Consider the following 24,016-nt stretch of genomic DNA (forward strand, 5'->3'; position numbering starts at 1 on the left):
CAAGCTTGTGTCGACGAGGTCGTTCAAGCAGGTTTGCCGCTCCGGCGGGTCGCATGGGGTGATGGGATGGTGCGGCCGTGATAAACCGTGCCATGATCAAAGCCATTGAAGTGCCTGCGCCGTCCGACAGTATGCTGGCGGTACGCTACGCCGGCGCTGATCTGCTGGATGCCTATGCCATCGCGCTGCCGGTGGCGGCCACGGGAGATATCGAGCAGCTGACGCGAGCGGTGCTGGCGCGGCCGGCGGGCTGGACACGGGCCTTGATGCGCATCCGCGATGGGCTGATGGCGCCGCTGGGAGTGAAGACGTCAGCGGCGATCGCGCGTAACGCGAGGGGAGAATCGATCGACTTCTTCCCTGTCGTTGAACGATCGGCACGCGAACTGGTTGTGGGCGAGAATGACCGGCACCTCGATTTCAGGACCTCGATCCTGCTTCGCGATACGGCTACCGGCGAAGGGCGTGAGCTTGTCGCGATCACGGTGGTGCATTGCCACAACCTGCTGGGGCGGGCCTATCTTACCGTGATCGCGCCGTTCCACCGGGTGATCGTCAAGTCGTATCTCGACCGCGCGGCGGCACGGGGATGGCGATGAACCGGGGTGCCTTGCCGGTTCAGGCCGGAACGGCCTTGCCTCGGGTCGCCACCAGGTTCTTCAGGACGGCGATGCGTTGCCGTTCCTGGCTTGAGTCCCGCGAGGGATGCGCCTGAATCTGGTCGAGAAGGGCGCGAAGCTCCTTCTCCCATTGTTCGCCGTTGATAGTGGACATGATGCCTCCATGCTTCACGCTGTGCCCGTCGAAACGACGATGGGATGCGCAGGGTTCCGTTCCCAACATATAGGGCGCCGGGCGTCGAATCCGAACCCCCGTTCTCGTCGAATAGCCGTCGAGCCCGTCGAGGTGGCATATCGAGCTTCGCCTGCCCGGCACGAATGGGAACAGGGGCGACGCCGATTCTCGGAACGATACTCTGGTCCAGGGAAGGGATCGTTTGACGGCGCTATTCCGAAGGCCCTTTCTGGCCGCGGCACCGTCGGATCGTTTCGGTCTGGCTGCGCAACTTTCCGGGCGGTCCGTCAGTTCTACCTGAATCGCCATGTCCATGCGGAGTATATCGATGCGCAACGCAATCCTCGCTATCAGCGCTTTCTCGCTGGCCGTCCCTGCGACACTGATGATTCCGGCGGGTGCCGCCGAAGCGCGCACGCGGCATCACTACACGCACGGTACCTACAGCCATCATAGCCGCCATGGCTGCCGCTATTCGAAGGGCACCACCGGTCTCGTAGCCGGGGGGGTCGGCGGAGCGCTGGTCGGGCGGTCGATCCTCGGTCACGGGTTGCTCGGTACGGTGGCCGGTGGCGTTGGCGGCGCCTTTGCCGGGCGAGCGATCGACCGGTCGATGACCGCGCATCGCCGTTGCCGCTAAGGGCAGGCTGAAACCGCGGGGAGAGGCTCCCCGCGGGATGGTTACGCGTCGGCGCGGTGGGGCAGCTTCCAGCCCGGCCGCACGAAGTGGCAGGTATAGCCGTTCGGGATCCGCTCCAGATAATCCTGGTGTTCGGGCTCGGCTTCCCAGAAATCACCTGCGGGAGTCACTTCGGTGACGACCTTGCCTGGCCAAAGGCCGGACGCATCGACATCGGCGATGGTATCCTCGGCAACGGCCTTCTGCGTCTCGCTCGTGTAGAAGGTAGCTGAGCGATAGCTTGCGCCGACATCGTTGCCCTGGCGGTTCCGCGTCGTCGGATCGTGGATCTGGAAGAAGAATTCGAGCAGGGCGCGGAAGCTGGTGACGTCGGGATCGAAGACGATCTCGATCGCCTCGGCATGATTGCCATGATTGCGATAGGTCGCGTTGGGCACCTCGCCGCCTGAATAGCCCACGCGGGTCGAGATCACGCCGGGCTGGCGACGGACCAGATCCTGCACACCCCAGAAACAGCCGCCGGCCAGGATCGCGGTTTCCTGGCTCATGCGACCTCCTCCACCTGGCCCAGATAGGCGCCATAGCCCTGGGTCGCCATGTCGTTGCGATGGACGAAGCGTAGCGAGGCAGAGTTGATGCAGTAGCGCAAGCCCCCGCGATCGCGCGGTCCGTCATCGAACACATGGCCGAGATGGCTGTCGCCATTGGCTGAGCGTACCTCGGTACGAACCATGCCAAGGCTCGCATCGCGCAGTTCGTTCACATTGGCGGGTTCGATCGGCTTGGTGAAGCTGGGCCAGCCGCAGCCCGATTCATATTTGTCGGACGATGCGAACAGCGGTTCGCCGGAGACGATATCGACATAGATACCCGGCTCCTTGTTGTTCAGGTATTTGCCCGTGCCGGGGCGCTCGGTCCCGCTCTGCTGCGTGACGTAGAATTCCTCCGGCGACAGGGCGGCGACAGCGTCGGCCGTCTTGCGATACTCGGTCATGCGTATCTCCTCTTCGCGGGGAATATGGGATCGCGGCGCGGATTCTTCCACCAGGGAAGTTGTGCCCGGCCGACGACCCTCTCAAACGGGAAACGAGGAGGGCTCTGACGGCATCACACCGGCTCGTGGCAGACGAATTCGACGAGGCGATCGTCCGGATCGCGGAGATAGCCCGCATAATAATTCGGGTGGATATGCGGGGCGAGGGCAGGGGCGCGGTCGAGCCGGTGGCCGGCGTCGCGGCCAAGCGCGTAGATCCGGTCGACCGTGGCGCGATCCGGGGCGCGGAAGGCGAAGTGAACATTGGCCGAGGGTTCGCCCTCGACCAGGAAGACATCGAGCGACACGCCGTCGCCGAAGCCCTTGGCCGGTCCGTCGACCTTTTGCGCATAGCCGAGCGGGGCGAGCAGGTCAGCATAGAAGCAGATGCTGGCGGCGAGATCGCGGGTTTTGAGTTCGAGATGGTCGATCATGATGGTCTTTACCTTCTGAGCGGGGCTCAAGAGCGGGAAGGGGAGGCTGGCCCGTCGACATTGCCGCCGCAGAGCGGGACGACGACCTTCTGCCCTTGCCAGCGATCGGGCTGGGCGATCAGGGCGGCAAGGCCGGCCGCACCGGCCGGTTCGACGGTGAGATCGAGATGTTCGTCGATCAGCGCCATGGCGGCGCGGATGGCATCGTCGTCGACCAGCACGACGTCATCGACGACGGGGCGGATGCAGGAGACGGCATAGGGGATCGGCACGCGCACCGCGATTCCGTCCGCGATCGTATCGACCGGGGACCTGTCCTCCTGCTGGTTCAGCACCGCCTGCGCCATCGCCGGCGCCCCGGCTGCCGCCACGGCGACGACCCTGACTCCGGGGGCGGCACTGGCCAGCCAGGCACCGACCCCCGACACCAGTGCCCCGTTGCCGAGCGGCAGCAGGATATGGTCGAACGAGTCGGCATCGCGCGACAGTTCGACCCCGATCGTGCCGGCGCCCTCGGCGATGGCGGCCTCGGCGCCGTCTTCCACATAGATCTGGCACAGGCGCCGCGCATGGGCGGCCGCGAGTTCCTTCGCGGCGTCGAAATCATGCCCGGCGAGCCGGACGTCGGCGCCGAGCGCGTTCATCGCCGCAACCTTGCAGGCGGCTGCGTTGACGGCGGCGAAGATGGTGACCGGAATGCCGCATCGCCGCGCCGCCCAGGCGAGGCCCTGGCCGAAATTGCCGGCAGATCCGCACACCAGATGCTCATTATGGTCGAGCCCCGCGACAAGGGCGCAGGCGCCGCGCCCCTTGAAGGAGCGGATCGGGTTGGCGGTCTCGTCCTTGAACTGGACCTCCGCGCCGACCGCGCGGTCGAGCGCGGGGGACCGGCGCATCGGGGTGTCGCGGAAGACCGGGTCGATCGTATCGAGCGCGGCGGCGATTCGGGCGGGGGTTGGGTATCGCATGGCAGGTAGGATATCGGGCGGCGACGCGGAAATTCGGCGAAGATGCCGCCTGAAATGCCGGAAATCGGCGAACGATCGCTATAGATGACGGATCATGCCGAACACCGATCTCGACCGATTCGACCGCAAGCTGCTTCAGATCGTACAGCGCGAAGGCGACCTCACCGCTGACGTGCTGGCCGACCGGGTCGGCCTGTCGGCGTCGGCCGTGCTTCGGCGGCTGAAGCGGCTGCGCCAGGACGGTGTGATCCTGGCCAATGTCATGCTGGTCGATCCGGCGAAGCTGGGCAAGCCGAGCTTCTTCATCGTCGCGCTTGAGATCGAGCGCGAGCGGCCGGAACTGGTGGGGCGATTGCGGCAATGGATGGCGGCGGAAGATTGCATCCAGGAGATATTCTTCGTCACCGGCACGGCGGATTTCATCCTGGTCGTCGCTTCGCCCGATATCGAGGCCTATGACGCGCTGATGAGCCGGCTGGTCGCGGAGAACCCCAATGTGCGCCGCTTCACCACCAATGTCGCGCTCGGCGTCGGCAAGCGCAGCCTCGCGATTCCGGTCAATATGGACGATGAGCCGCGCGCCCGGCACGATCCTTGATCGCGAGCGGCCGCCCATGCTGAAGGACCCTCATGAGCACCCTGTCCGTTGATCCGATGATGCTGCACGCCTGGCTGGCGGCGCGTTCCATTGCGCGGGGCCTGCCGGCGCCGGTGCCCGAGCATGGCGGGTTCCGCGTCGACACCGACGCCGCCGAGGAGATCAGGCGGTGGGTGTTTCCGCAGGTCGGGGCCGGTCTCGTCGAACTCGGCAGAACGATAGATGAGCCCCTGTACCTGCTGAAATTATGCGGGCCCGGCGAGGCCTTGCTGGCTTCGCTGCCGCACGGCTGGCAACTCCATCCCCCGACCTATTTCATGACGGCCACGGCGGGATGGCCCGAACGGCCCTTGCCCGCGGGCTATACCGCACAGGTCTCCCGTCGCGATGCGGTGATCGAAATCCGGGTTATATCAGCCGGTGGCGATCTGGCGGCGAGCGGCTACGCAGCGGAGACGCCCCAGGCGTTCATCTACGATCGTATCATCACCGCGCCGGATCATCGCCGGAAAGGCCTGGGCCATGTCGTGATGGCAGCTCTTTCCCGCGCGCGGCAAAACCCGGATGCACCCCAGTTGCTCGTTGCCACCGAGGAGGGCCGGGCGCTCTATTCCACCCTCGGGTGGCAAACGCTTTCGCCCTATTCCACCGCCTCGATCATGGCCGGCTGATCCGGCTTTCCGGCGCCCGCTCAGATGTCAGAAGAACTCGTCGAGCATGAGGTGGAAGCTGATCTTCCGCTCGTCGGGCTGGTCGATTCCATAGGTCGCGAAGAACCGCTCCTGCAACGGTCGCCCGAATTCGGCGAGGCCGTGCCAGACGATCGCGAGATCCTGATAGCGATCGGCGATTCCGGCGCGTCCGGCATCGATGCATCCGGCATCGCCATTGTCGGCGATGAGGATATTGTCGAGCGAGATGTCGCCATGAGTCACGACCGGATCGGGCGCGAAGGGCAGCAGGGCGCTCATCTCGTCCCATACCTGCTCGGCGGTCCAGCCTTCGCGCTCCTCGTCGAAGTCGTCGACATCGATGAGCCCGGCGTCCAGCCGCCAGCGCGCCTCGCCGAGCCGGAAGCGATGGTCGCTGTTGAACGGGCAGCTTTCCACCGGGATGGCATGCAGCCGGCGCAGGAAATGCGCGATCGAATCGACGATGGCGACCTGGTCGTCGGGCCGGCTTTCGAGCAGCTCATAGGCTGTCTGGCCGGGCAGGGCAGTCATCAGCAGCCACGCCTCCTCGGGCGTGGTGATAAAGCAGCGGATGGCGGGCACCGCGATATGCGAGGCGAGCCAGCGCAGGCGCGCCATCTCGTCAGTCACGTCCGCGATGGTGAGGTCGTGCGCGTGCTTGAGGTAGAGATCGGGGCCGTCCCCGGGCGCCTGCAGGCGATAGACGGCATCCCCTGACTCGCCGACAATGTTCCGGGACCAGCGATGGCCCTGCACCAGCGGCGCAAGAGTGGCGGGGAGGGCGATCGGCTGAATGGCGGTCTCGCGCGGGGCGGTTGTCATGGGGCCTGGCTCTCGAATCACTGGGTCGATGTCGGTCCCGGTAAAATCGCCGCCGGTACAGGGCAAGGGGCGGTCACGATCCGGGGAGAAGATTGCGGGAGTTCCATTCGCTTTTCGGCAAGGATTACGGGCTAGGGTCTCCCGGCGTACTGGAGGCTGCTGTCCTTGATCGAGATCGAAGTCCAGAACGAGACGCACCAGACTCAGGTCGGGCTGCGCTTCGCTGCCGTCCCGCGGATCGGCGAGGGCCTGCGGCTGCGCCAGCCGGACGGCTTCTGGGCCTCCTATGATGTGATAGACGTGTGGTACCAGAAGGCCGAGTTCGGCGAGATCTGGGTGCCCTATATCCATGTCCGGATGACCGAGGCCGACCAGGCGGCGGTCGCCGCGACGAGCCAGGTCCTCAGCCAGCGGGAGCCGCAGCCATTCACGGTCTGATCAAGCGCCTGCGTGGCCCGGGGGCGATCGGCCGGTCCGCGCCGCTCCCCGATGAAGCCCCGCCGCCCGTGGCGATGGTGCCCGAGCCAGTGGCGCCGCCGCGCCCGCGGCGCTGCCTGCTGGTCGAGGATTCGCGGGTGATCCGCAAGGTCGCCCACCGCATCATCTCCGGCCTCGGCTACCAGGTGATCGAGGCCGAGAATGGCGAGGAGGCGCTTGCCCGCTGCAAGGCGGAGATGCCCGACCTGATCCTGCTCGACTGGGAAATGCCGGTGATGAGCGGTGTCGAGTTCGTCACCGCGCTCCGCCGGATCGAGGGCGGGGCGACCCCGAAAGTGGTGTTCTGCACCTCCAAGTCGGAGACCACCGACATCTACCGGGGCATCGGCGCCGGCGCCGACGAATATGTCACCAAGCCGTTCGACCAGCAGACGCTGCTGGCCAAGCTTCAGCGGATCGGGGCGGCATAGGGGCTGGCTCTGCCCAACCATCTATCAGGCCTGATACAATCTCCGCGTGCTCCGTGCCTCAGCGCGAACACCCTCGGCTGCGTCAATCGCGGACAGCCTGACTGTCGATCCGTCCTGCACGTCCTCATCCCTGAGCCTGAAATGGAACAGCCGGCTCGGCCCGTCTTCCGGGACAAGGAACAGGTCGCGGCCCTTCAGCGCCATGGCCTCGCCCGTATAAGGCCTGGCGCGGTCGGTGACGCCGGTGCGGGCCGTCCGCGCGAGCGTCATCGACGGCAAGTCGATCCAGTCGATCGTCCCGCTGAACGGGGTCACCAGTCCGCCCGCGACAAGCTGGCGGCCGACGATCTTCATGTCCTGATAGCGCGTGGGGAACGGATTGGGCACGACCCGGACCTGCTTCCCGCTCGCCAGGTCGAAGATGCGTAGCAACCGGCTGTCCCAATTGCCCGCGATGAGCGTGCGGCCCGAAACCGCCACGCATCCCAGATGGTCTGCGACAGATATCCTGCGGCGTATCCGCAACGAGTCCGTATCGATCTCCACCAGTGTGGCCGAGCTGTCCGGTGTCATTTCAGCCACGGCCACCCAGATCGATCCGCCGTCGAGCGATATACCGCCCGGATGATATCGCGGCCCGTCCGTCAGCTCCAGGCGCCGCAGCAATCTGCCGCTATGCCGGTCGAATTCATGGAGATAGCCTCTGCGCCCGGCGAGATCGGCCGAGGTGACCCAGATGCGCCGGCTGTCGAGATCGACCCCCTGGACATGAAACACCTCGCCATCGAGGGGGAGGATGTCCACGAGCCGGGCGTTCTGGATCGCCTCGCTGCTCTCCTCCTGCGCCGCCGCCGCGGTCAGGCTCAGCAACAGCAGGGAGACGGCGGTCAGGGCGGTCCGGATCTTCTTGCGGGTCATGTCGGGTCGCCTCCGGGGCTTGCGGTGCATCAGCAGCGGATGCGCGCCCGGTAGCGTCGGTATGCGACGGTGATGTGAATGGGGGGCGAGGGGTAGCGCCCTGTTGGCCGGGCCGCAAAGGCCCGGCCAGGATCACTGCGATCGAGGATCGCACGTCATGCAGCGGCAGGGGCAAACACGCGCAGTCGATGACCATCGGGATCGAGCGCGACGAAGGTGGTGCCGAAGCTCATCTTCGTCGGGGCCTGGATGATGCTCAGCCCGCGCCATTTCCAGTCGTCGTGCGTTGCCTCGACGGCACCGGCGTCGGCAACCGTGAAGGCGATCTCGCTCGCGCCCGTCTGGCCCGAGCTCTTCGGTTCGATCGTCTCGCCGGACCACAGGCCAAGCATGACTCCATCGCGCAACGGCAACATGGCGAAGCCGGATGTCTGGTCGAGGATCGGGATGTCCAGCAGCTCATTGTAAAATTTGGCACTGGCCGCATGGTTCTTGACGTGCAGCAGCAGGAAGCTGAAATCAGGCATGAAAGGTCTCCTTGAGCCGGCGGGCGGGGTCGCGTGCCGGTGGGAAACGCTTACGCAATCATGCTGTCAGTTTATGTCAGCAGTCGTCGCCCGAAACGTCATTGCTCCGGAATGCCGCGGAGCGTCCGCCACTCCTTCAACAGCGTGGCACGGCGGCGCGGATACCGCCCGGGCGTCACGTCGAGCGCGGTGATCCGGTCGGTCCTGAAATGGCGATAGCCTTCGCGCAATTCGCACCATGCGGCGACGACCCGCACGCGATCGAAGAAGGCCAGCGCAAAGGGCCAGATGGTCCGCTCCGTCGCGCTTGCCTGCTCGTCCGTATAGACGATCCGCGTCTTGCGTTCCGACCGGATCGCCTCGCGGATGGCGGCAAGCTCGGCGTCTCCGGCGGCGATCGGCTCGCCCGGACCGATCATCAGCCCCGACGCATCGATGCTGTCCTTGAGGTCATCGGGAAGCACTGCGCCGATCTTGGCAAGCACGTTGCGCGCCGCCTTGCCCAGAAGCCCGTCCGCCCGCTCCGAAACCCAGCGCGAGCCGAGCACCAGCGCCTCGATTTCTTCCTCGGAGAACATCAGCGGCGGCAGCATGAAGCCCGGGCGGAGCACATAGCCGACACCCGCCTCGCCATCGATATGCGCGCCCTGCGCCTTCAGGGCCTCGATGTCGCGGTACAGGGTGCGCAACGATATGCCGAGCTCGTCGGCCAGCACCGCGCCCGCGACTGCCCGGCGATGCCGGCGCAGCACCTGGATAAGGTCGAGAAGGCGTTGCGCGCGAGACAAGGGGGCTGGTTACCCGATCGTGGCTGAAGGTATTGCATCCTGCCATACTTTGGCAGCAGGCAGGGTCAAATCAGATCGGTACCGTCACTGCGTTTTAGGTTTTGCAAAAACATAATCATTCATGTCGTCGTCGAGGCCCAGCAGATGCAGGGCGTACGCTTCATGTATCGCCGGCATGGCCTCACTGTTTTTGTTGAAGGGGACGTAGACGAAGGACCCCCTAAAGATGACATGGCCACGACTTACTCCAACGCCGCGATCTATCCGGATGTATGCACCGCGTTTGCCGTCGGCGACGGTATATCGCGCAGAGTCTGAGCCTGTCGAAATCAGCCCGTCGCGCAGAACGAGCGGCGCACAACACGCGTTTATGTAGGTGCCATTTGCCCAGGATTGCGGGGGTGGGGAGTATCGTGGGGATACGAGGTAAATCAGGCAGAAAACGAAGATCATACCCGGTATGATCACTAACCCGAGCGCCTGGCCGAGGGCCGCAAGGGTTGCGTCGTCTTCTGGGGTGTTCTTCCAGCGCATTCGGAAAAATAGAATGGGAGGGAGGTGCGGTAAAGCGCGCAAAAACAGCCTGTGCCAACGGCGAAAAGGGGCACCCCAGGGCTCCTCTTCTATATAGTTCTCGTTCGTTAAAAGTGCACCGTCACCATTGTTTCAATTCCAGTCACGATCGCTACCGTCGGCGGGAAAATTCAGTGAAATGGGCGTTTATAACATCGACACGACCAGACTCGTCGGATCGAAATTCCATGGTGGGACGGGCACGGCCGCGAGCGTCCAATATGACGATTACTATTCCGTCCTTTTTGTCCTCCACCGCTTCGATCGCGCCGATCTCCTTCCATTCGAGGCGCCAGCGGCGCCAAAAGAAAGTCTCAAAGGCGACCACTCCGGTGCGATCGACAAGGAGTTGGGGGTCGTGATCGCGCCGGCCATTCGACATCCGACGGGCGGATCGCAGCAGGCCGAAAGCAAAGGGAGCCGAGACAAGGCTCATGCCGATGAGGACCAAGGTATCATCGAACCGACCAGGGCTCTGGAAAAAGGCCGTGGCGGCGACTGCTCCGAACCCTATTGCTGAAAGGGCGAAGAAGCCGCCGAGTTGCCACGCTTCACGGATCGATTTGCGGCTTGGGTAAAATTCGAGTGGTTTCATCCCAAGCTCACAAAACTATCCATAACCCGCTTTCGCCCGGCGGTCTCGAAGTCGATCTCCAGCTTGTTCCCCTCGATCTCGACGATCTCGCCATAGCCGAATTTCTGGTGGAACACCCGCATCCCCACGCTCAGGTCATCGCGCCCCTTGTTGCCGATGCTCACCGCGCTGGCCCGCGACTCCACTACTCGCGACGGCTCCCGCGTAAAGGTCCGGCTGGTGAACGTCCCGCCATTCGGCATCACTCCCGCCGCGCGCTGCCAGCCCGGGCCTCGTCCCGTGCCGCGCCCCACATCAGCGAACGGATCGGCCCGTTCGGACCAGTTGGCGCGCCACAGGCTCTCGCCGCCGCTCATCGAATTCTCCTGCTCGATATGGGCATCGGGCAGTTCGTTCACGAAGCGGCTCGGGATGCTCGACGTCCACTGGCCGTAGATCCGGCGGTTGGCGGCGTGGAGGATGATCGCGCGGCGCCGGGCGCGGGTGATCGCGACATAGGCTAGGCGGCGTTCCTCCTCCAGCGAGGCGATGCCGCCTTCGTCGAGCGAGCGCTGCGAGGGGAACAGGCCTTCCTCCCAGCCGACCAGGAAGACGGTATCGTATTCGAGGCCCTTGGCGGCGTGGATCGTCATGATCGTCACCTTGGCCTCGCCCGCCTGCGCCTCGTTATCCATCACCAGGCTGACATGTTCCAGGAACGCGCCGAGGCTTTCATATTCTTCCATCGCACGGACGAGTTCGGTCAGGTTCTCTAGGCGGCCGGCTGCCTCGGCCGATTTCTCGGCCTGCCACATGCCGGTATAGCCGCTCTCGTCCAGGATCTGGCGGGCCAGTTCGGGATGGGGCAGGTCGTTCGCCATGTCGCGCCAGCGCGCCATGTCGCCGACGAGGTTGCCGAGCGTGCGGCGCGCGGCCGAGGTCAGCTCGTCAGTGTCGAGGATTCGCGCGGCGGCGATGGTGAGCGGGATGCCCTCCGCGCGGGCGAGCTGGTGGACCTTCTGCACTGCCTTGTCGCCAAGGCCGCGCTTGGGCACGTTGACGATGCGCTCGAACGCAAGGTCGTCGGCCGGCTGCGCGACGACGCGCAGATAGGCGAGCGCATCGCGGATCTCGGCACGTTCGTAGAAGCGGAAACCCCCGACGATGCGATAGGGCATGCCGATCGCGATGAAGCGGTCCTCGAACTCGCGGGTCTGGTGCTGGGCACGGACAAGGATGGCGATTTCATCGATCGACTTGCCGCTTCGCTGGCACGCCTCGATCTCGTCGCCGACCCGGCGGGCCTCCTCCGGGCCGTCCCACACGCCGAGGACCTTGACCTTCTCGCCCTCGCTCTCGTCGGTCCACAATGTCTTGCCGAGCCGGCCGCTATTGTTGGCGATCACGCCCGAGGCGGCGGCCAGGATGTGCGGGGTGGAGCGGTAATTCTGTTCGAGCCGGATCACCTTCGCACCGGGAAAGTCCTTCTCGAACTTCAGGATGTTCTCCACCTTGGCGCCGCGCCAGCTATAGATCGACTGGTCGTCGTCGCCGACGCAGCAGAGGTTCTTGCGCTCCTGCGCGAGCAGCCGGAGCCAGAGATACTGGACGCTGTTGGTGTCCTGATACTCGTCCACCATGATATATTTGAAGCGCTGCTGGTACATCGCCAGCACCTCGCGGTCGCGCTTCAATATGGTCAGCATGTGGAGCAGCAGGTCGCCGAAATCGCAGGCGTTGAGCGCGCGCAGCCGGGCCTGATAGGCGGCGTACATCTCCCCGCCGCGGCCATTGGCGTAGAGTTCGCTCTCCCCCGCATCGATGTCGGACGGGGTCAGACCCTTGTTCTTCCAGCCGTCGATCACCCCGGCAAGCTGGCGTGCTGGCCAGCGTTTCTCGTCGATATCGGCGGCGAGGATGATCTGTTTCAGCAGGCGGAGCTGGTCGTCGGTGTCGAGGATGGTGAAGTTGCTCTGAAGCCCGACCAGCTCGGCATGGCGCCGCAGCATCTTCGCGCCGATCGCGTGGAAGGTGCCGAGCCAGGGCATGCCCTCCACCACGTCGCCGACCAGGCGACCGACGCGCTCGCGCATCTCGCGCGCTGCCTTGTTGGTGAAGGTGACCGACAGGATCTCCGATGGCCAGGCTTTCCGCGTGAACAGCAGATGCGCAAGGCGCGCGGTGAGCGCGGCTGTCTTGCCCGTGCCGGCGCCGGCCAGGACAAGCACGGGTCCCTCGGTGGTGAGCACTGCCTCGCGCTGCGGCGCGTTGAGGCCCGAAAGATAGGGCGGGTCCTGTGGGCTTGGCGGACTCTGGGGTACGGGGAGACTCATCGGTGAACAGGTAGGGAACGCGGCCGATTTGGGCAACCACGCTTTCCGTCAGGCGGCATTGCCAGGCGGAGAAGGTGGGAGGACGGGCTTTCGATACCGGGCGACAACTATCTTTGTGGGTAGGCCGCGAGCTGAAGCAGGGTTATAGGGCGGGCAGCAGTCATCAACCTGTCACATAAGCGCGCAAAGCGGTTCACCATGGCAACGACATTCTCCACGCTCTCCGAATCGGTGGAGCGACCGTCCGGCGGGCCCAGGCTCGACCAGGCGATTCATCCTGCTGGCCGCTGGCTGTTCCTCGCCGCGCTGGTGGGGGGGCTTGCCTATGCCGGGATCAGCATCTTCACTGATACCGCTCAGGTCGGCGAGCAGATGGCGACGGGGGTCTTCCTGTTCCTCGGGCTCGCGCTGCTGATCGCGCTCGGCTTCGAGTTCGTGAACGGATTCCACGACACCGCCAATGCGGTCGCGACGGTGATCTACACCAATTCCATGCCTGCCTCGGTCGCGGTGGTGTGGTCGGGCTTCTTCAATTTCCTCGGCGTGATGTTCTCCAGCGGGGCGGTTGCCTATTCGATCATCACCCTGTTGCCGGTCGACCTGATCCTTCATGTCGGCAGCAATGCCGGCTTCGCGATGATCTTCGCGCTGCTGCTCGCGGCGGTGCTGTGGAACCTCGGTACCTGGTATGTCGGCCTGCCCAATTCCTCCAGCCACGCGCTGATCGGGTCGATCCTCGGCGTCGGTTTCGCCAACCAACTCCTGTCGTCGGGCAAGGGCGGCACCTCGGGCGTCGACTGGGGTCAGGCGGAAAAGGTCCTGTCGGCGCTGCTGTTCAGCCCGATGATCGGGTTCATCGGCGCGTTGCTGCTGCTGTTCGCGATGAAGCTCGTGCTGCGCAATCCCAAGCTCTACACTGAACCGGAAGCCAACACGCCACCGCCGCGGGGCATCCGCGCGCTGCTGATCGCGACCTGCACCGCCGTCTCCTTCGCTCATGGCGGGAATGACGGGCAGAAGGGCATGGGCCTCATCATGCTGATCCTGATCGGCTGCGCCCCGACCGCCTATGCGCTCAACCGGACGATGCCCGAAAGCGCGACGCCGGCCTTTATCGCTAGCGCCACCAATGCCGCCAGCGCCTTTGCCGCGAAGAGCGGCGGCGCGGGCAGCGGTGTCGAGGCGGCCCGCGCGACGCTGACCGTCGCGTTGCAGACCAAGCAGGCGGCCAGCCCGGCCGTCTATGGCGCGGTCGACACGCTCTCGCGCGATGTGAGCCAGCGGATCGGCGGCTATGGCTCGCTTGAGAAGGTGCCGGCAACCGCGACGCCGAATCTGCGCAACGACATGTATCTGGTGCTCGACACCACGCGCCTGGTGACCAAGGATGCGGCCGCTGCCAAGGCGTTCTCCGAACCCGAGCTCAAGGCGATCGGCGACTATCAGGCCAATCTGGAACGCGGCACGCGCTATATCCCGCTCTGGGTGAAGATTACCGTCGCGCTGGCGCTTGGGCTTGGCACGATGGTCGGCTGGAAAAGGATCGTCGTTACGGTCGGCGAGCGGATCGGCAAGACTCACCTGACCTATGGCATGGGCGCATCGGCCGAGCTGATGGCGGCTGGTACGATCCTGCTGGCGCAGAATTACGGCCTGCCGGTGTCGACCACTCATATCCTCACCAGCGGCGTCGCCGGCGCCTCGGTCGCGAACGGCGCCGGGCTTCGGGCGAAGACGGTGGGCAGCATGGCGCTTGCCTGGGTGATGACCCTGCCGGTCGCGATGGCGCTGTCCGGCGGGCTCTACTGGCTGTTGCTGACCCTGCTCGACGCTTTCGGCGCGCGCTGATCGGATTTCCCTCCAAAATCTCCCTCTCCCCTTGTGGGAGAGGGAAGGAGGAGCGAAGCGACGGAAGGGTGAGGGGGAGGTTCGGAACAATAGCGAGTGTCCCCTCAGTCCGACCCAATGCTCATTTCCCGACGGGAAAGGGAGTGAAGGGACTCAGCGCTTGACCGCGATCCGCCCGCGCGCGAACCAGCGGGCATGAATCCCGTCCCCATGACGGCGCACAAGCGCGTCCTGCTCGCCAGCCTGATCGGTACCTCGGTCGAGTTCTACGATTTCTACATTTACGCGACCGCCGCCGCCTTGGTGTTCGGGCCGCTGTTCTTTCCGGCTGAGGACAAGGCGGCGCAATTGCTGCTGTCCTATGCCAGTTTCGGGCTTGCCTTCATCGCGCGGCCGGTGGGCGCGGCGATCTTCGGGCATTTCGGCGACAGGATCGGGCGCAAGTCGACGCTGGTCGCCTCGCTGATGCTGATGGGCGGGTCGACCGTCGCCATCGCCTTCCTGCCGACCTATGCGCAGATCGGCTGGGTCGCCCCGCTGATCCTGTGCCTCCTCCGCTTTGGCCAGGGGCTCGGGCTGGGCGGCGAATGGGGCGGGGCCGCATTGCTGGCGGTGGAGAATGCGCCGCCGGGCTGGCGCAATCGCTACGGCATGTTCCCGCCGCTTGGCGCGCCCGTCGGGTTCATCGCGGCGAACGGGTTCTTCCTGCTCCTCGGCGCCACGCTGACTGATGCGCAGTTCCGCGAGTGGGGTTGGCGGCTGCCTTTCCTGGCGAGCGCGGTGCTGGTTGCGCTCGGCCTGTGGGTTCGGTTGAAGTTGACCGAGACGCCGGCCTTTCTCGAGGCGGCGGCGCAGGAGAAACTGCCCAAGGTGCCCCTCGTCGTGTTGTTCCGCGATCATCTCCGCCCGACCATGGCCGGCATCTTCGGCGTGGTGGCGTGCTTCGCGCTCTTCTATCTCGCGACCGCCTTCGCGCTTGGGTACGGCACCACCGTGCTCGGCCATGGGCGGCAGGCCTTTCTCGCGATCGAGCTGGCCGCCATCCTGTTCCTCGCGCTGGGCGTGGTTGTGGCGAGCGTGCTGGCGGACAGGCGCGGGGCGATGCCGATGCTGCGCTGGGGCTTTGCCGGTTGCGCGGTGGCCGGGCTGCTGATGGGGCCGATGCTTGGCGCCGTGTCGCTGGCGGTCGTCTTCCTGTGGCTTGCCTTCGCCCTGTTCGTGATGGGCTTCGCCTATGGCCCGCTCGGCGGCTGGCTGCCGGAGCTGTTCCCGGCCGAGGTGCGCTACACCGGCGTGTCGATGACCTTCAACATCGGGGGAATCCTGGGCGGGGCGATGGCGCCGATCGTCGCGTCCTGGCTGGCGGAAAAGGGCGGGCTCGACCTGGTCGGCGGATACCTGCTCGTGGCGGGATTGCTGAGCTTTGGCGGGCTGGCGTTGCTGCGCACGAGGCGCTGACCGCGCCATCGCCGCGACGATTCAACCTTGCTCCGTCGGCGCCTAGACCCTCGCAGGCGTATGAGGCGAGGGGTCTCAAGTATCGTCGGAAGAAATACCGATACCCCTCGCGAAATTCGGCAAGTCGAACGGCTGAATTGGTGTTGGAGGGATCCGAATATTGGCCACTATGACGAGCGGCACTGTCCTGAACAGCCGAAGCTTCCGTCGCTGGGCAGCGCGCAGCTGTCAAGAAACGCCTGAATCCGCCTCCCTCGTCAATGGGTCGCGAAAATCAGCGATGACTTGCGATGGCCCCGTCCGCTTCCAACACCAATTCGGCCTGAGGCCCGCACCGCGTGGCCTGATATCAGGCGATCCGGCGCAGCAGGGTGATCTTCATCTTGCCGTGCGTGCGTTCGGCATCGGTCTCGAACCCGTCGACCGCGACCGCCTCGGTCTTGGCTGTCTCGATGCTGATCCAGGTCGCGTCGCTCACCCAGCCGAGCCGGTTGAGACGGTCGAGCGCGACCATGCCCGCGCCGGTGCCATAGGGCGGGTCCATCAGGATCAGGTCGAGCGGCTGCGTCGCCGGGGGGAGCGCCAGCACGGATTGGGCGCGGATATCGGCTTTCGTGCCGAGTTTCGCGATATTGGCCTTCAGCGCGTCGATTGCTGCCCGGTCCTGCTCGACGAAGATGCACGATCCGGCGCCGCGCGACAGCGCCTCGAGCCCGAGCGCGCCCGAGCCGGCGAAGAGGTCGGCGACGGCCAGCCCCTCGAAGCTGCCGAGGCGGCTGGTCAGCATGGAGAACAGCGCCTCGCGCGTGCGGTCGGCGGTGGGCCGGGTGGCGTCGCCCTTCGGGGCGATGATGGGGCGGCCGCGCCATTGGCCGGCGATGATGCGCATGATTTATTTCCGGGTGCGGGGCTTGGGCTTGGGTTTCGCCCAACCGGTTTTGGAACGGGGCTTGCCGGCCGGCTTGGCCGGGCGGGCGTCGGAGGGAGCATCCTCACGCGGGGGACGCGGGGTCTTGGCGCGGACGTTGCGGCCGAGCTCCGGGTTGAAGACTCGGGCCGGGCGGCTCTCGGCCTGAGGGGCGGCCTTGCCGCCTGCCTTTGGCTTCGCGTCGTAGAAACGCTTGGGTTTCACGCCCGCGGGGGCTGGGCGGGCGGCGCGTTCCTCCGCCGGGCGGCTGTCGCGCGGGGACCAGGTCGATGCCTTGTCGCCGTCGCGTGGCACGCGGCGGGTCGGGCGGATGTCGAAGGCGGCGCGATCGGCCTTCGCCGCGTCTTCGCGGGTGATGCGCGCCGCCGGGCGGACGGCACGTTTCGGGGTGTCCTGCGCCACCCGCGCATCGCGGGCGGCGGCGGGCCGCTCCTCATGGCGCGGCGGGGCGGCCCGACGTTGCGGCGCGACGCCGCGGGGCTGTTTCGGGCGGTCGTCGGCGACCGGGGCGGGCGCCGGCGCCCGGCGCTTCAGTTCGGGTGGCGTGTATTCGGGGGTGATGTTCTTGGTCGGGTTCTTGCGGAAGGCGATGACGTCGACCTGGCGCACTTCGCCGACCTCGCCCACCGGCAGGTCGCCCAGCACGAACGGGCCGTAGCGGGTGCGGATCAGGCGGGAGACGCGCAGGCCGAGATATTCGAGGACCCGGCGGACCTCGCGGTTCTTGCCCTCGGTCAGGATCATCTCGATCCAGACGTTCGCGCCGGTGCGGCGTTCGAGATTGGCGTTGATCGATCCATAGCGCACGCCTTCGATCTCGACGCCGTGGATCAGCTCCTCGAGCTGCGCCTGGGTCACCATGCCATAGGCGCGGGCGCGATAGGCGCGCTCGACACCGGTCGCGGGCAGTTCGAGCTGGCGCTTCAGCTCGCCGTCGGTGGTGAGGAGCAGCAGCCCCTCGGTGTTGAGGTCGAGCCGGCCGACGGGGACGAGACGGGGCAGGTCCTTCGGCAGCCTGTCGTAGATGGTCGGGCGCCCGCCGGGATCGCGTTCGGTGACGAGCAGGCCGTTGGGCTTGTGATAGAGGAACAGCCGCGCCGGGGCTGCCGCCTGGACCGGATTGCCGTCGACCGTCACGCCGTGGAGCGAGGTGAGGATGGTGGCTGGCGTATCGATGACGGTGCCGTTGAGCGCGACGCGCCCTTCGGCGATCATGCGTTCGACTTCGCGGCGCGATGCGACGCCCGCGCGGGCGAGCAGCTTGGCGATCCGCTGCTGCTCCCTGGATTCTCTGAAAATGGACACAGGCGCGCTGATACCCCTTTTCTTCGCGACGACATGAAAAAAATGTTGCGGCCTATCTCGTAGCCGCGCGTTAAGGGACGGATGCGTAACAAGGCCGGGGGAAGATGCTTCCCGCGGCCCAGTAACAAAGGCGGGTACCGGACCATGCTGTTCGGCAGGAAGAAACGGCAGATTTGCAGGTTGCTGATCGTCGAGGACGAGCCGCTGGTCGCGTTCGATACGGAACATTTCCTGCGCGAGGCTGAATTCGAGATCGTCGCGACCGTCGACCGTGTCGCCACCGCGCTCGAGGTGATTCGTACCGAAAGGGAGCTCGACCTCGTGCTGGTCGACATCAGCCTGGCCGATGGCAGCGGTTTCGACGTGGCGCATGCGGCGCATGGTGCGGGCATTCCAGTGCTGTTCGTGACCGGTGCCTGCCCGGAAGGCGCGCGCGACGTCGCGGCCGGATGCCTGTCCAAACCCTATGCCCAGCGCGACCTGCTGGCGGCGATCGATGCAATCGAGGCAGTGATCGTAGGCAAGAAGCCCAGGCGTCTGCCGGACGGGTTCAGCCTGTTCGACAAGGCAGCTTGATTCAAGCCGTCCTCGCTCCGCGCTACAGGAGCATCGGGAGGAACACGGGAATCAGAGGCGGGCTTCGACCTGGTCGTGAAAAGCGCGGATGCCGGTTTCAAGCGTGCCGAGCGTGACTCGCTCGATGGCGCCCGAGGCAAGCCCTTCCTGGCCGAGCGCAGCGGCCCGGAAGTCCTCGGACGCGAAGACGCCGCCATCGAGAAGGTTCCAGCTCTTCTCCCAATGGGCCAGCGCCTTTTCGGTCGTCGGCGCCTCGGGGATCAGCATGAAATCCTCCACCAGCACGCGGCCCTCGGACTGCGGCATCAGCACCATCAGGTTCATATAGTCCGGGCTGACGATCAGCACCGTGCCGGGGAACATCTGATAGGTATAGGTGATCGCCGAGCGCAGCGTCGGCCAATCCTCGGCCGAGCAGGCGGCGAGCGCAGCCTCGCGACCCACGGCGGAGCGCTGGTGCGGCCCGATATGGTCGCCGGTGGAGACGCCGTCCTTGAAGAACGGGCCGATCGTCTGCGCGTGGAGCCGCTGGACGTGATAGCTTTCGAGGAAGGCGTCCATGATCAGTTTCCAGTTCGCCGGCACGTCATGAGTCCGCCTGCGGAAGAGATGCTGGCCGGCCATGTCGAACGCGTCGAAATCATGGCCGAGCGCCTCGGCTTCGGCGAAGTCGGCGCTGTCGTCGAACGCGAACCAGATCAGGCCGCCGGCCTCGCGGGTCGGCAGGCGCTTCAGGCCGAAGCCGCTCTTGTCGAGGCCGGGGAAGCTATCCGGACGGGGAAGGCCCGCCAGCGCGCCGTCGAGCGTGTAGCTCCAGGCGTGATAGGGGCAGATCAGGCGCGGCGCGCAGACCGGCTCGCTGCCCTCGACTAGGCGGGTGCCGCGATGCTGGCAGACATTGAGGAAGACCTGGGCCTTTCCTTCCTTGTCGCGGGCAATGAGCAGTGGCTTGCCGAAGCCGTCATGCGGGACGGCCATGTTGTTCTGCGGCAGCAGTGCGGACGGGGCGATGACCAGCGGGACGCGCGAGAAGATCCGGGCCTGTTCGGCCGCATGGCGTTCTGGCGCGGTATAGGCCGCGGCGTCGACATGGGTGATGCCCATGGTCGGCCGCGTGCCGCCGGCCGCGAGCTGCGCGGCGAGCGCGAGCTGGCCGGGCGTGGGCACTGCAATCTTGGCGGGGGCGTTCATCTCGCTTCCTCTCCCGATTTTAGACGCTAGTGTCTGCCGGATAAGGCCGGGGAGCAAGAGTGCGATGAGCGAACTGGAAATCGAGCGGCCGGAAGGCTGGATGGACAGCGTCCGGCCCTATTTCGAGAAAGCGCCGCTGGCGGCACTCGCGCTCGGCATCTCGTCCGGCTTTCCTTATGCGATGATCGGCGCCACGCTGACGACTCGGCTCGCCCAGGACGGGATCGACAAGAAGACGGTGACGGCGTTCAGCCTGGCCTTTCTCGTCTACAACCTCAAATGGATATGGGCCTGGGCGGTCGACGGGGTGAAGCTGCCGGTCATCGGCCGATTGGGGCAGCGTGTGTCCTGGCTGATCTTCGCAGGCGTGCTGGTGATAGCGGCGGTCGCCAATCTCGCGCTGATCGATCCCAAGGCGGATATCATGGCGGCGGCGATCGCCGCGATCCTGGTCGGCGCGGCCGGCGCGACCTTCGATATCGTGATCGACGCCTATCGAATCGAGATCCTCGAACCGCGCCAGCTCGGCGTCGGCTCGGGCATGTCGCAATATGGCTGGCGCATCGGGTCGGCGGGTGCCGGCGCGCTGGCGCTGGTGATCGCGGCGCGGGGCGGCTGGGAATGGGCCTATCTCGCCTGCGCCATGCTCGCGCTGCCGGCGATGCTGGCGGGGCTGATCGTCGGCGAGCCGGCGCGCCATCAGCAGGTCGCCGTGCGGCGCGGTCTCGGCGCGATGCTCGCCTCGATCTGGGGTCCGTTCGCGCAATTCTTCACGCGCGAGGGCGCCGAGATCGTGCTGGCATTCATCCTGATCCACAAGGTCGGCGACACACTGGCGAACCTCACCTTCCGCCTGCTGTTCGACGATCTCAAATTCACCAATGACGAGATCGCGTTCTACGACGTGGGCATCGGATTCTGGGCCTATCTGATCGGCATCTTCGTCGGCGGCGTACTCTACGCCAAAATGGGGATGAAGCGATCGGTGCTGCTGGCATTGGTGCTGATGGCGGTGTCGAACCTGAGCTTCGCGGCGCTCGCCCAGGCCGGGCATTCGAACATCGGCATGGCGGGCGCGATCGGCTTCGAGAATTTCTCGAGCGGCTTCGGCGGCGTCGCTGTGGTCGCCTATTTCTCGGCTCTGACCGACCTGCGTTTCACCGCAGCGCAATATGCGCTGATCTCCGCCGCGGCGAGCATCGTCGGGCGGTTCGTGACCGGCACCACGGCTGGCGGGCTGATCGAGACCTTCGGTTATGTGAACTTTTATCTGCTCACCACGGTGATCGCGCTGCCTGGCGTCTTCCTGTTCTGGTGGATGATCCGGACGGGCCTGGTCGACCGATCGATCGGCAGCGCCGGCGGGGGCGAGGAGCCGGAGCGACCTGTCCTATGATCCTCTATCTCGCGATCCTGGCGATCCAGGTGATGCTGGTCATCGATGTGATCCGCAACGGGCGCAACCAGTTGTGGATCATGGCGCTGATGTTCCTGCCGGGGCCCAGCACGATCGCCTATCTGGTGATCGAGGTCTATCCGCGGCTGCGCGGTAACCGGCATGTGCGCACCGCGCGGGCGAAAGCGGTCGCGGCGATCGATCCGGAGCGGGAGGTGCGGGCCGCGCGCGACGCGCTGGATCTGGCCGATACCGCCGCCAACCGCATCAGGCTGGCCGACGCGCTGACCGGGCTCGGGCGCCATGGCCAGGCGCTGCCGCTGCTGCGCGAGGCAATCGAGCGCGGACCAGCGGATATGCGGACAGGCGAGAAGCTGGCGCGGGCGCTATTCGAGACGGGCGACGCGGCGGAGGCACTGGCGACGCTGGACAGCAACGATCCGGCGAGCGCCCAGAGCGATCGCGACCGGCAGGGCCTGCTTCGCGCGCGTATCCTGGAAGCGCTCGGGCGCAAGGAGGAGGCGATGGCGCTCTACGCCGATCTCGTCACACGCCTGCCCGGCGAGGAGGGGCGGTGCCGCTATGCCGCGCTCCTGCTCGACCAGGGGTGGGACAAGAAGGCGCGCACCGTGCTTGAGGAGGTGGAGGCACGGATGAAGCGGCTCGACCGGCAGCAGCGTGCGGCAGAGGCCGACATGTATCGCTGGGCGATCGACCGGCTGGGCGAGTTGCGCGCCGCACGTTGAACTGAGCTCATACGGAGATCGGGCGCCCCGCATCGACAAAGGCGGCGGCAAGGGCGGTAGCGCTGGCGAGAACGCCGTCGATGCGGCGGATGCCGAGCAGGTCGGCGAGCAGCAATCGGGCTATCTCCGGAGCGGTCTCGGCGCGGGCGAGCACGGTCAACACTGCGCTTTCCGCCGCGGTCATGCGCATGCAGCAGCAGGGCGCGATCGAGATATGTCCGTTCGCACTGGTCGCGAGATCGGCCATCAGCGCACGCATCAGGATGAGCGGACGGCGAAACCCCTCTCCGAAGCCGTTGAGCATGGCATGCGCCGCATGAGCGTCTGCCAGGCCGTGCGCGCCGATCCGCCGGATCGCGAACAGCGCCAGCCGCCCGTTGGGGCAAAGCGGCATGGTATGCGGCAACATCTGCGCGGGGGCGGGGGCTGGGGTGACCGTCATGATACGCGACTCCGTCTGCTGGAAGTGCAGGGTCGCTTTTAGGTTATTGCAAGTCAATAGCAATAAGAAGTCAGTCTGGCGCTTCATCGTTTGCGGCGAGCACTTCACCCGCAAGATAGAGCGAGCCGAGGATCAGGATGATCGGCGGCTCGGCCGGATCGGCTGCGGCGGTAATGTCAGCGAGGGCTGACGGCACGTCGGTCGCGGTGTTAGCGGCGATGTGTAGACCGCGCGCGATCGCAACCAGAGCCTCGGGGCTGTGATGCTCGTGGCTGGGTACCGGAACCGCATGCAGGGTAGTGGCAAGATCGGCGAAGGGGGCGAGCAGCCCGGCGGGATCCTTGTTGGACAACATGCCCAGGATAAGGTGCACCTCGCTTCGGCCGGTGCCGGGAAAGGCGATCTGGCGCAGCGTCGCGGCGACCGTCGCGGCGGCGGCGGGGTTGTGGCCGCCGTCAAGCCACAGCTCGCTCCCGGCCGGCAACAGGCCGGCGAGCGGGCCCTTGCCCAGCCGCTGCATGCGGGCCGGCCAGCGGGCTGTTCCGGCGGCCGTGCGCAATGCCTCTGGCGGGATGGCCAGCCGGTCCTGATGGCGGAGCATCGCGATGGCGAGGGCGAGATTCTCCGGCTGGTGCGGGCCGGCAAGGTTGGGCAGGGGAGTCTCGATACGGCCGGCAGCGTCCCGATAGACGAGCTTGCTGTCGTCGGCGGAGAAGAACCAGGTGTCCCCGGCAGCGGATATGCGCGCCCGCGCGGCGCGCGCCACCGTCTCTACACGATCCGCGACGGACGCGGGGTAGCGCATGGTGACGAGGGGGATGCCCTGCTTCGCGATGCCGGCCTTCTCGCCGGCGATCTCCTCGGCGGTATCACCGAGGAAGCTCTGATGATCGACGCCAAGTTGGGCGATGCCGGTGACGAGTGGGCGGGCAATGACGTTGGTCGCGTCGAGTCGGCCGCCCAAGCCGACCTCGACAATGCAGGCGTCGGCGGGGGTACGGGAGAAGGCCAGGAAGGCGGCTGCGGTAGTGACTTCGAAGAAGCTTGCGCCGATATCGCCTGCGATATCGAGTACTTCCCCGAGCAGGGCAGCGAGGGCGTCGTTATCGATCAGGCTGCCGGCGATGCGGATTCGCTCGTTGAAGCGGACGAGATGCGGGCTGGTATAGACATGCGCGGTGAGGCCGGCAGCCTCGATCGCGGAGCGGAGAAAGGCGCAGGTCGAGCCTTTGCCGTTGGTACCGGCGACATGGAGGACCGGCGGCAGGTTGTCCTGTGGGTTGCCGAGACGGGCAAGCAGCGCCGTGATGCGCTCGAGGCCGAGGATGTCGGCACCGGGGGAGAGCGACCAGAGGCGGTCGAGCTGGTGCTGGACGGCGGGTGAGGCAGAGGTGGCGAAGTCGGGCATCAGGCATGCACCTTCGTGAGGGGGATGCCACTCCCCCTTCGTGTCAAGCGAAGTCGAGACACTTGGCGCTCCATCAGGGTTTCTCGACGACGCTCGAAACGAACGGGTTTCTTTC

28 protein-coding genes are annotated in these 24,016 nt (G+C 66.0%); 11 read left to right on the forward strand and 17 right to left on the reverse strand.

Annotated elements, in window-relative coordinates:
• Window positions 1-92: 92 nt before the first annotated feature.
• A complete protein-coding gene (locus tag P0Y59_03330; protein ID WEK00741.1) occupies window positions 93-599 on the forward strand; it encodes a DUF2867 domain-containing protein in 507 nt (168 codons plus the stop codon).
• 19 nt (window positions 600-618) lie between these two features.
• Here P0Y59_03330 and P0Y59_03335 read toward each other — a convergent pair whose 3' ends face one another.
• Window positions 619-774: a hypothetical protein gene (locus P0Y59_03335; protein WEK00742.1), complete on the reverse strand. Its 156-nt coding sequence runs from the start codon at window positions 772-774 to the stop codon at window positions 619-621.
• 349 nt (window positions 775-1,123) lie between these two features.
• Between P0Y59_03335 and P0Y59_03340 the strand changes: the two genes are divergently transcribed.
• Complete coding sequence (locus P0Y59_03340; protein ID WEK00743.1) at window positions 1,124-1,435, forward strand: hypothetical protein; 312 nt, start codon at window positions 1,124-1,126, stop codon at window positions 1,433-1,435.
• Window positions 1,436-1,476: 41 nt separating this feature from the next.
• On the opposite strand, the gene msrA is transcribed toward P0Y59_03340, so the two are convergent.
• From msrA to P0Y59_03360, 4 genes are all read right to left on the reverse strand, one after another.
• A complete protein-coding gene (msrA, locus tag P0Y59_03345; GenBank protein WEK00744.1) occupies window positions 1,477-1,983 on the reverse strand; it encodes a peptide-methionine (S)-S-oxide reductase MsrA in 507 nt (168 codons plus the stop codon).
• Complete coding sequence (gene msrB, locus P0Y59_03350) at window positions 1,980-2,429, reverse strand: peptide-methionine (R)-S-oxide reductase MsrB (protein ID WEK00745.1); 450 nt, start codon at window positions 2,427-2,429, stop codon at window positions 1,980-1,982. The genes msrA and msrB overlap by 4 nt, the downstream gene beginning before the upstream one ends.
• A 113-nt stretch (window positions 2,430-2,542) precedes the next feature.
• Window positions 2,543-2,902, reverse strand: coding sequence for a VOC family protein (locus P0Y59_03355; protein WEK00746.1), 360 nt, complete (start codon window positions 2,900-2,902; stop codon window positions 2,543-2,545).
• 26 nt (window positions 2,903-2,928) lie between these two features.
• Window positions 2,929-3,870: a pyridoxal-phosphate dependent enzyme gene (locus P0Y59_03360; protein WEK00747.1), complete on the reverse strand. Its 942-nt coding sequence runs from the start codon at window positions 3,868-3,870 to the stop codon at window positions 2,929-2,931.
• 94 nt (window positions 3,871-3,964) lie between these two features.
• Between P0Y59_03360 and P0Y59_03365 the strand changes: the two genes are divergently transcribed.
• Entirely contained in the window at window positions 3,965-4,468 is a 504-nt protein-coding gene (locus P0Y59_03365; GenBank protein ID WEK00748.1) for an Lrp/AsnC family transcriptional regulator, read from the forward strand.
• A gap of 32 nt (window positions 4,469-4,500) precedes the next feature.
• Window positions 4,501-5,139 (forward strand): GNAT family N-acetyltransferase, encoded by a 639-nt coding sequence (locus P0Y59_03370; protein ID WEK00749.1) that lies wholly within the window; start codon window positions 4,501-4,503, stop codon window positions 5,137-5,139.
• Between the two features lie 27 nt (window positions 5,140-5,166).
• Here P0Y59_03370 and P0Y59_03375 read toward each other — a convergent pair whose 3' ends face one another.
• A complete protein-coding gene (locus tag P0Y59_03375; GenBank protein WEK00750.1) occupies window positions 5,167-5,982 on the reverse strand; it encodes an APH(3')-I family aminoglycoside O-phosphotransferase in 816 nt (271 codons plus the stop codon).
• 165 nt (window positions 5,983-6,147) lie between these two features.
• Here P0Y59_03375 and P0Y59_03380 point away from each other — a divergent pair, with 165 nt between their 5' ends.
• Entirely contained in the window at window positions 6,148-6,420 is a 273-nt protein-coding gene (locus P0Y59_03380; protein ID WEK00751.1) for a hypothetical protein, read from the forward strand.
• An 89-nt stretch (window positions 6,421-6,509) separates the two neighbouring features.
• Window positions 6,510-6,890, forward strand: coding sequence for a response regulator (locus P0Y59_03385; GenBank protein ID WEK00752.1), 381 nt, complete (start codon window positions 6,510-6,512; stop codon window positions 6,888-6,890).
• 24 nt (window positions 6,891-6,914) lie between these two features.
• Here P0Y59_03385 and P0Y59_03390 read toward each other — a convergent pair whose 3' ends face one another.
• The 6 genes from P0Y59_03390 to P0Y59_03415 all read right to left on the reverse strand — a co-directional run bounded on the left by P0Y59_03390 (window position 6,915) and on the right by P0Y59_03415 (window position 12,603).
• A complete protein-coding gene (locus P0Y59_03390; GenBank protein WEK00753.1) occupies window positions 6,915-7,808 on the reverse strand; it encodes a DUF6454 family protein in 894 nt (297 codons plus the stop codon).
• A gap of 155 nt (window positions 7,809-7,963) precedes the next feature.
• On the reverse strand, window positions 7,964-8,335 hold the full coding sequence (locus P0Y59_03395; GenBank protein ID WEK00754.1) for a VOC family protein: 372 nt from the start codon (window positions 8,333-8,335) through the stop codon (window positions 7,964-7,966).
• A 98-nt stretch (window positions 8,336-8,433) separates the two neighbouring features.
• The gene (locus P0Y59_03400; GenBank protein ID WEK00755.1) at window positions 8,434-9,123 is read right to left on the reverse strand and encodes a YafY family protein; all 690 of its coding nucleotides are present in this window, start codon (window positions 9,121-9,123) and stop codon (window positions 8,434-8,436) included.
• Window positions 9,124-9,207: 84 nt separating this feature from the next.
• Complete coding sequence (locus P0Y59_03405; GenBank protein WEK00756.1) at window positions 9,208-9,657, reverse strand: hypothetical protein; 450 nt, start codon at window positions 9,655-9,657, stop codon at window positions 9,208-9,210.
• Window positions 9,658-9,808: 151 nt separating this feature from the next.
• A complete protein-coding gene (locus P0Y59_03410) occupies window positions 9,809-10,291 on the reverse strand; it encodes a hypothetical protein (GenBank protein WEK00757.1) in 483 nt (160 codons plus the stop codon).
• On the reverse strand, window positions 10,288-12,603 hold the full coding sequence (locus tag P0Y59_03415; protein WEK00758.1) for a UvrD-helicase domain-containing protein: 2,316 nt from the start codon (window positions 12,601-12,603) through the stop codon (window positions 10,288-10,290). The genes P0Y59_03410 and P0Y59_03415 overlap by 4 nt, the downstream gene beginning before the upstream one ends.
• Window positions 12,604-12,801: 198 nt before the next feature.
• Here P0Y59_03415 and P0Y59_03420 point away from each other — a divergent pair, with 198 nt between their 5' ends.
• Together P0Y59_03420 and P0Y59_03425 are read left to right on the forward strand one after the other, a co-directional pair.
• Window positions 12,802-14,451 carry an inorganic phosphate transporter gene (locus tag P0Y59_03420; protein ID WEK00759.1) on the forward strand — a complete coding sequence of 550 codons (1,650 nt, stop codon included), beginning with the start codon at window positions 12,802-12,804 and terminating at the stop codon, window positions 14,449-14,451.
• Window positions 14,452-14,646: 195 nt separating this feature from the next.
• Window positions 14,647-15,909: an MFS transporter gene (locus P0Y59_03425; protein ID WEK00760.1), complete on the forward strand. Its 1,263-nt coding sequence runs from the start codon at window positions 14,647-14,649 to the stop codon at window positions 15,907-15,909.
• A 349-nt stretch (window positions 15,910-16,258) separates the two neighbouring features.
• Here the strand turns inward: P0Y59_03425 and rsmD are convergent, their stop codons facing one another.
• Together rsmD and P0Y59_03435 are read right to left on the reverse strand one after the other, a co-directional pair.
• Complete coding sequence (gene rsmD / locus P0Y59_03430; protein WEK00761.1) at window positions 16,259-16,798, reverse strand: 16S rRNA (guanine(966)-N(2))-methyltransferase RsmD; 540 nt, start codon at window positions 16,796-16,798, stop codon at window positions 16,259-16,261.
• 3 nt (window positions 16,799-16,801) lie between these two features.
• Window positions 16,802-18,142, reverse strand: a complete 1,341-nt coding sequence (locus P0Y59_03435) for a pseudouridine synthase (protein WEK00762.1) — start codon at window positions 18,140-18,142, stop codon at window positions 16,802-16,804.
• Window positions 18,143-18,286: 144 nt separating this feature from the next.
• On the opposite strand from P0Y59_03435, the gene P0Y59_03440 reads away from it, so the two are divergent.
• Window positions 18,287-18,718 (forward strand): response regulator, encoded by a 432-nt coding sequence (locus P0Y59_03440; GenBank protein WEK00763.1) that lies wholly within the window; start codon window positions 18,287-18,289, stop codon window positions 18,716-18,718.
• A 51-nt stretch (window positions 18,719-18,769) separates the two neighbouring features.
• Here P0Y59_03440 and P0Y59_03445 read toward each other — a convergent pair whose 3' ends face one another.
• On the reverse strand, window positions 18,770-19,909 hold the full coding sequence (locus P0Y59_03445; protein ID WEK00764.1) for an aromatic ring-hydroxylating dioxygenase subunit alpha: 1,140 nt from the start codon (window positions 19,907-19,909) through the stop codon (window positions 18,770-18,772).
• 64 nt (window positions 19,910-19,973) lie between these two features.
• Between P0Y59_03445 and P0Y59_03450 the strand changes: the two genes are divergently transcribed.
• Entirely contained in the window at window positions 19,974-21,305 is a 1,332-nt protein-coding gene (locus P0Y59_03450; GenBank protein ID WEK00765.1) for an MFS transporter, read from the forward strand.
• Window positions 21,302-22,051, forward strand: coding sequence for a BTAD domain-containing putative transcriptional regulator (locus P0Y59_03455; protein ID WEK00766.1), 750 nt, complete (start codon window positions 21,302-21,304; stop codon window positions 22,049-22,051). The genes P0Y59_03450 and P0Y59_03455 overlap by 4 nt, the downstream gene beginning before the upstream one ends.
• A 7-nt stretch (window positions 22,052-22,058) precedes the next feature.
• Here P0Y59_03455 and P0Y59_03460 read toward each other — a convergent pair whose 3' ends face one another.
• The gene (locus P0Y59_03460) at window positions 22,059-22,493 is read right to left on the reverse strand and encodes a hypothetical protein (GenBank protein ID WEK02481.1); all 435 of its coding nucleotides are present in this window, start codon (window positions 22,491-22,493) and stop codon (window positions 22,059-22,061) included.
• A gap of 70 nt (window positions 22,494-22,563) precedes the next feature.
• A complete protein-coding gene (locus P0Y59_03465; GenBank protein WEK00767.1) occupies window positions 22,564-23,901 on the reverse strand; it encodes a bifunctional folylpolyglutamate synthase/dihydrofolate synthase in 1,338 nt (445 codons plus the stop codon).
• Window positions 23,902-24,016: the final 115 nt, after the last annotated feature.

The organism is Candidatus Sphingomonas phytovorans (genome assembly GCA_029202385.1).
Lineage (GTDB): Bacteria > Pseudomonadota > Alphaproteobacteria > Sphingomonadales > Sphingomonadaceae > Sphingomonas > Sphingomonas phytovorans.

Bases quoted from the DNA above. Each gene is read 5' to 3' on its own strand.
- P0Y59_03330 (WEK00741.1), top strand. From the start codon at position 93: ATGATCAAAGCCATTGAAGTGCCTGCGCCGTCCGACAGTATGCTGGCG.
- P0Y59_03335 (WEK00742.1), bottom strand. From the start codon at position 774: ATGTCCACTATCAACGGCGAACAATGGGAGAAGGAGCTTCGCGCCCTT.
- P0Y59_03340 (WEK00743.1), top strand. From the start codon at position 1,124: ATGCGCAACGCAATCCTCGCTATCAGCGCTTTCTCGCTGGCCGTCCCT.
- msrA (WEK00744.1), bottom strand. From the start codon at position 1,983: ATGAGCCAGGAAACCGCGATCCTGGCCGGCGGCTGTTTCTGGGGTGTG.
- msrB (WEK00745.1), bottom strand. From the start codon at position 2,429: ATGACCGAGTATCGCAAGACGGCCGACGCTGTCGCCGCCCTGTCGCCG.
- P0Y59_03355 (WEK00746.1), bottom strand. From the start codon at position 2,902: ATGATCGACCATCTCGAACTCAAAACCCGCGATCTCGCCGCCAGCATC.
- P0Y59_03360 (WEK00747.1), bottom strand. From the start codon at position 3,870: ATGCGATACCCAACCCCCGCCCGAATCGCCGCCGCGCTCGATACGATC.
- P0Y59_03365 (WEK00748.1), top strand. From the start codon at position 3,965: ATGCCGAACACCGATCTCGACCGATTCGACCGCAAGCTGCTTCAGATC.
- P0Y59_03370 (WEK00749.1), top strand. From the start codon at position 4,501: ATGAGCACCCTGTCCGTTGATCCGATGATGCTGCACGCCTGGCTGGCG.
- P0Y59_03375 (WEK00750.1), bottom strand. From the start codon at position 5,982: ATGACAACCGCCCCGCGCGAGACCGCCATTCAGCCGATCGCCCTCCCC.
- P0Y59_03390 (WEK00753.1), bottom strand. From the start codon at position 7,808: ATGACCCGCAAGAAGATCCGGACCGCCCTGACCGCCGTCTCCCTGCTG.
- P0Y59_03395 (WEK00754.1), bottom strand. From the start codon at position 8,335: ATGCCTGATTTCAGCTTCCTGCTGCTGCACGTCAAGAACCATGCGGCC.
- P0Y59_03405 (WEK00756.1), bottom strand. From the start codon at position 9,657: ATGCGCTGGAAGAACACCCCAGAAGACGACGCAACCCTTGCGGCCCTC.
- P0Y59_03410 (WEK00757.1), bottom strand. From the start codon at position 10,291: ATGAAACCACTCGAATTTTACCCAAGCCGCAAATCGATCCGTGAAGCG.
- P0Y59_03415 (WEK00758.1), bottom strand. From the start codon at position 12,603: ATGAGTCTCCCCGTACCCCAGAGTCCGCCAAGCCCACAGGACCCGCCC.
- P0Y59_03420 (WEK00759.1), top strand. From the start codon at position 12,802: ATGGCAACGACATTCTCCACGCTCTCCGAATCGGTGGAGCGACCGTCC.
- P0Y59_03425 (WEK00760.1), top strand. From the start codon at position 14,647: ATGAATCCCGTCCCCATGACGGCGCACAAGCGCGTCCTGCTCGCCAGC.
- rsmD (WEK00761.1), bottom strand. From the start codon at position 16,798: ATGCGCATCATCGCCGGCCAATGGCGCGGCCGCCCCATCATCGCCCCG.
- P0Y59_03440 (WEK00763.1), top strand. From the start codon at position 18,287: ATGCTGTTCGGCAGGAAGAAACGGCAGATTTGCAGGTTGCTGATCGTC.
- P0Y59_03445 (WEK00764.1), bottom strand. From the start codon at position 19,909: ATGAACGCCCCCGCCAAGATTGCAGTGCCCACGCCCGGCCAGCTCGCG.
- P0Y59_03450 (WEK00765.1), top strand. From the start codon at position 19,974: ATGAGCGAACTGGAAATCGAGCGGCCGGAAGGCTGGATGGACAGCGTC.
- P0Y59_03455 (WEK00766.1), top strand. From the start codon at position 21,302: ATGATCCTCTATCTCGCGATCCTGGCGATCCAGGTGATGCTGGTCATC.
- P0Y59_03460 (WEK02481.1), bottom strand. From the start codon at position 22,493: ATGACGGTCACCCCAGCCCCCGCCCCCGCGCAGATGTTGCCGCATACC.
- P0Y59_03465 (WEK00767.1), bottom strand. From the start codon at position 23,901: ATGCCCGACTTCGCCACCTCTGCCTCACCCGCCGTCCAGCACCAGCTC.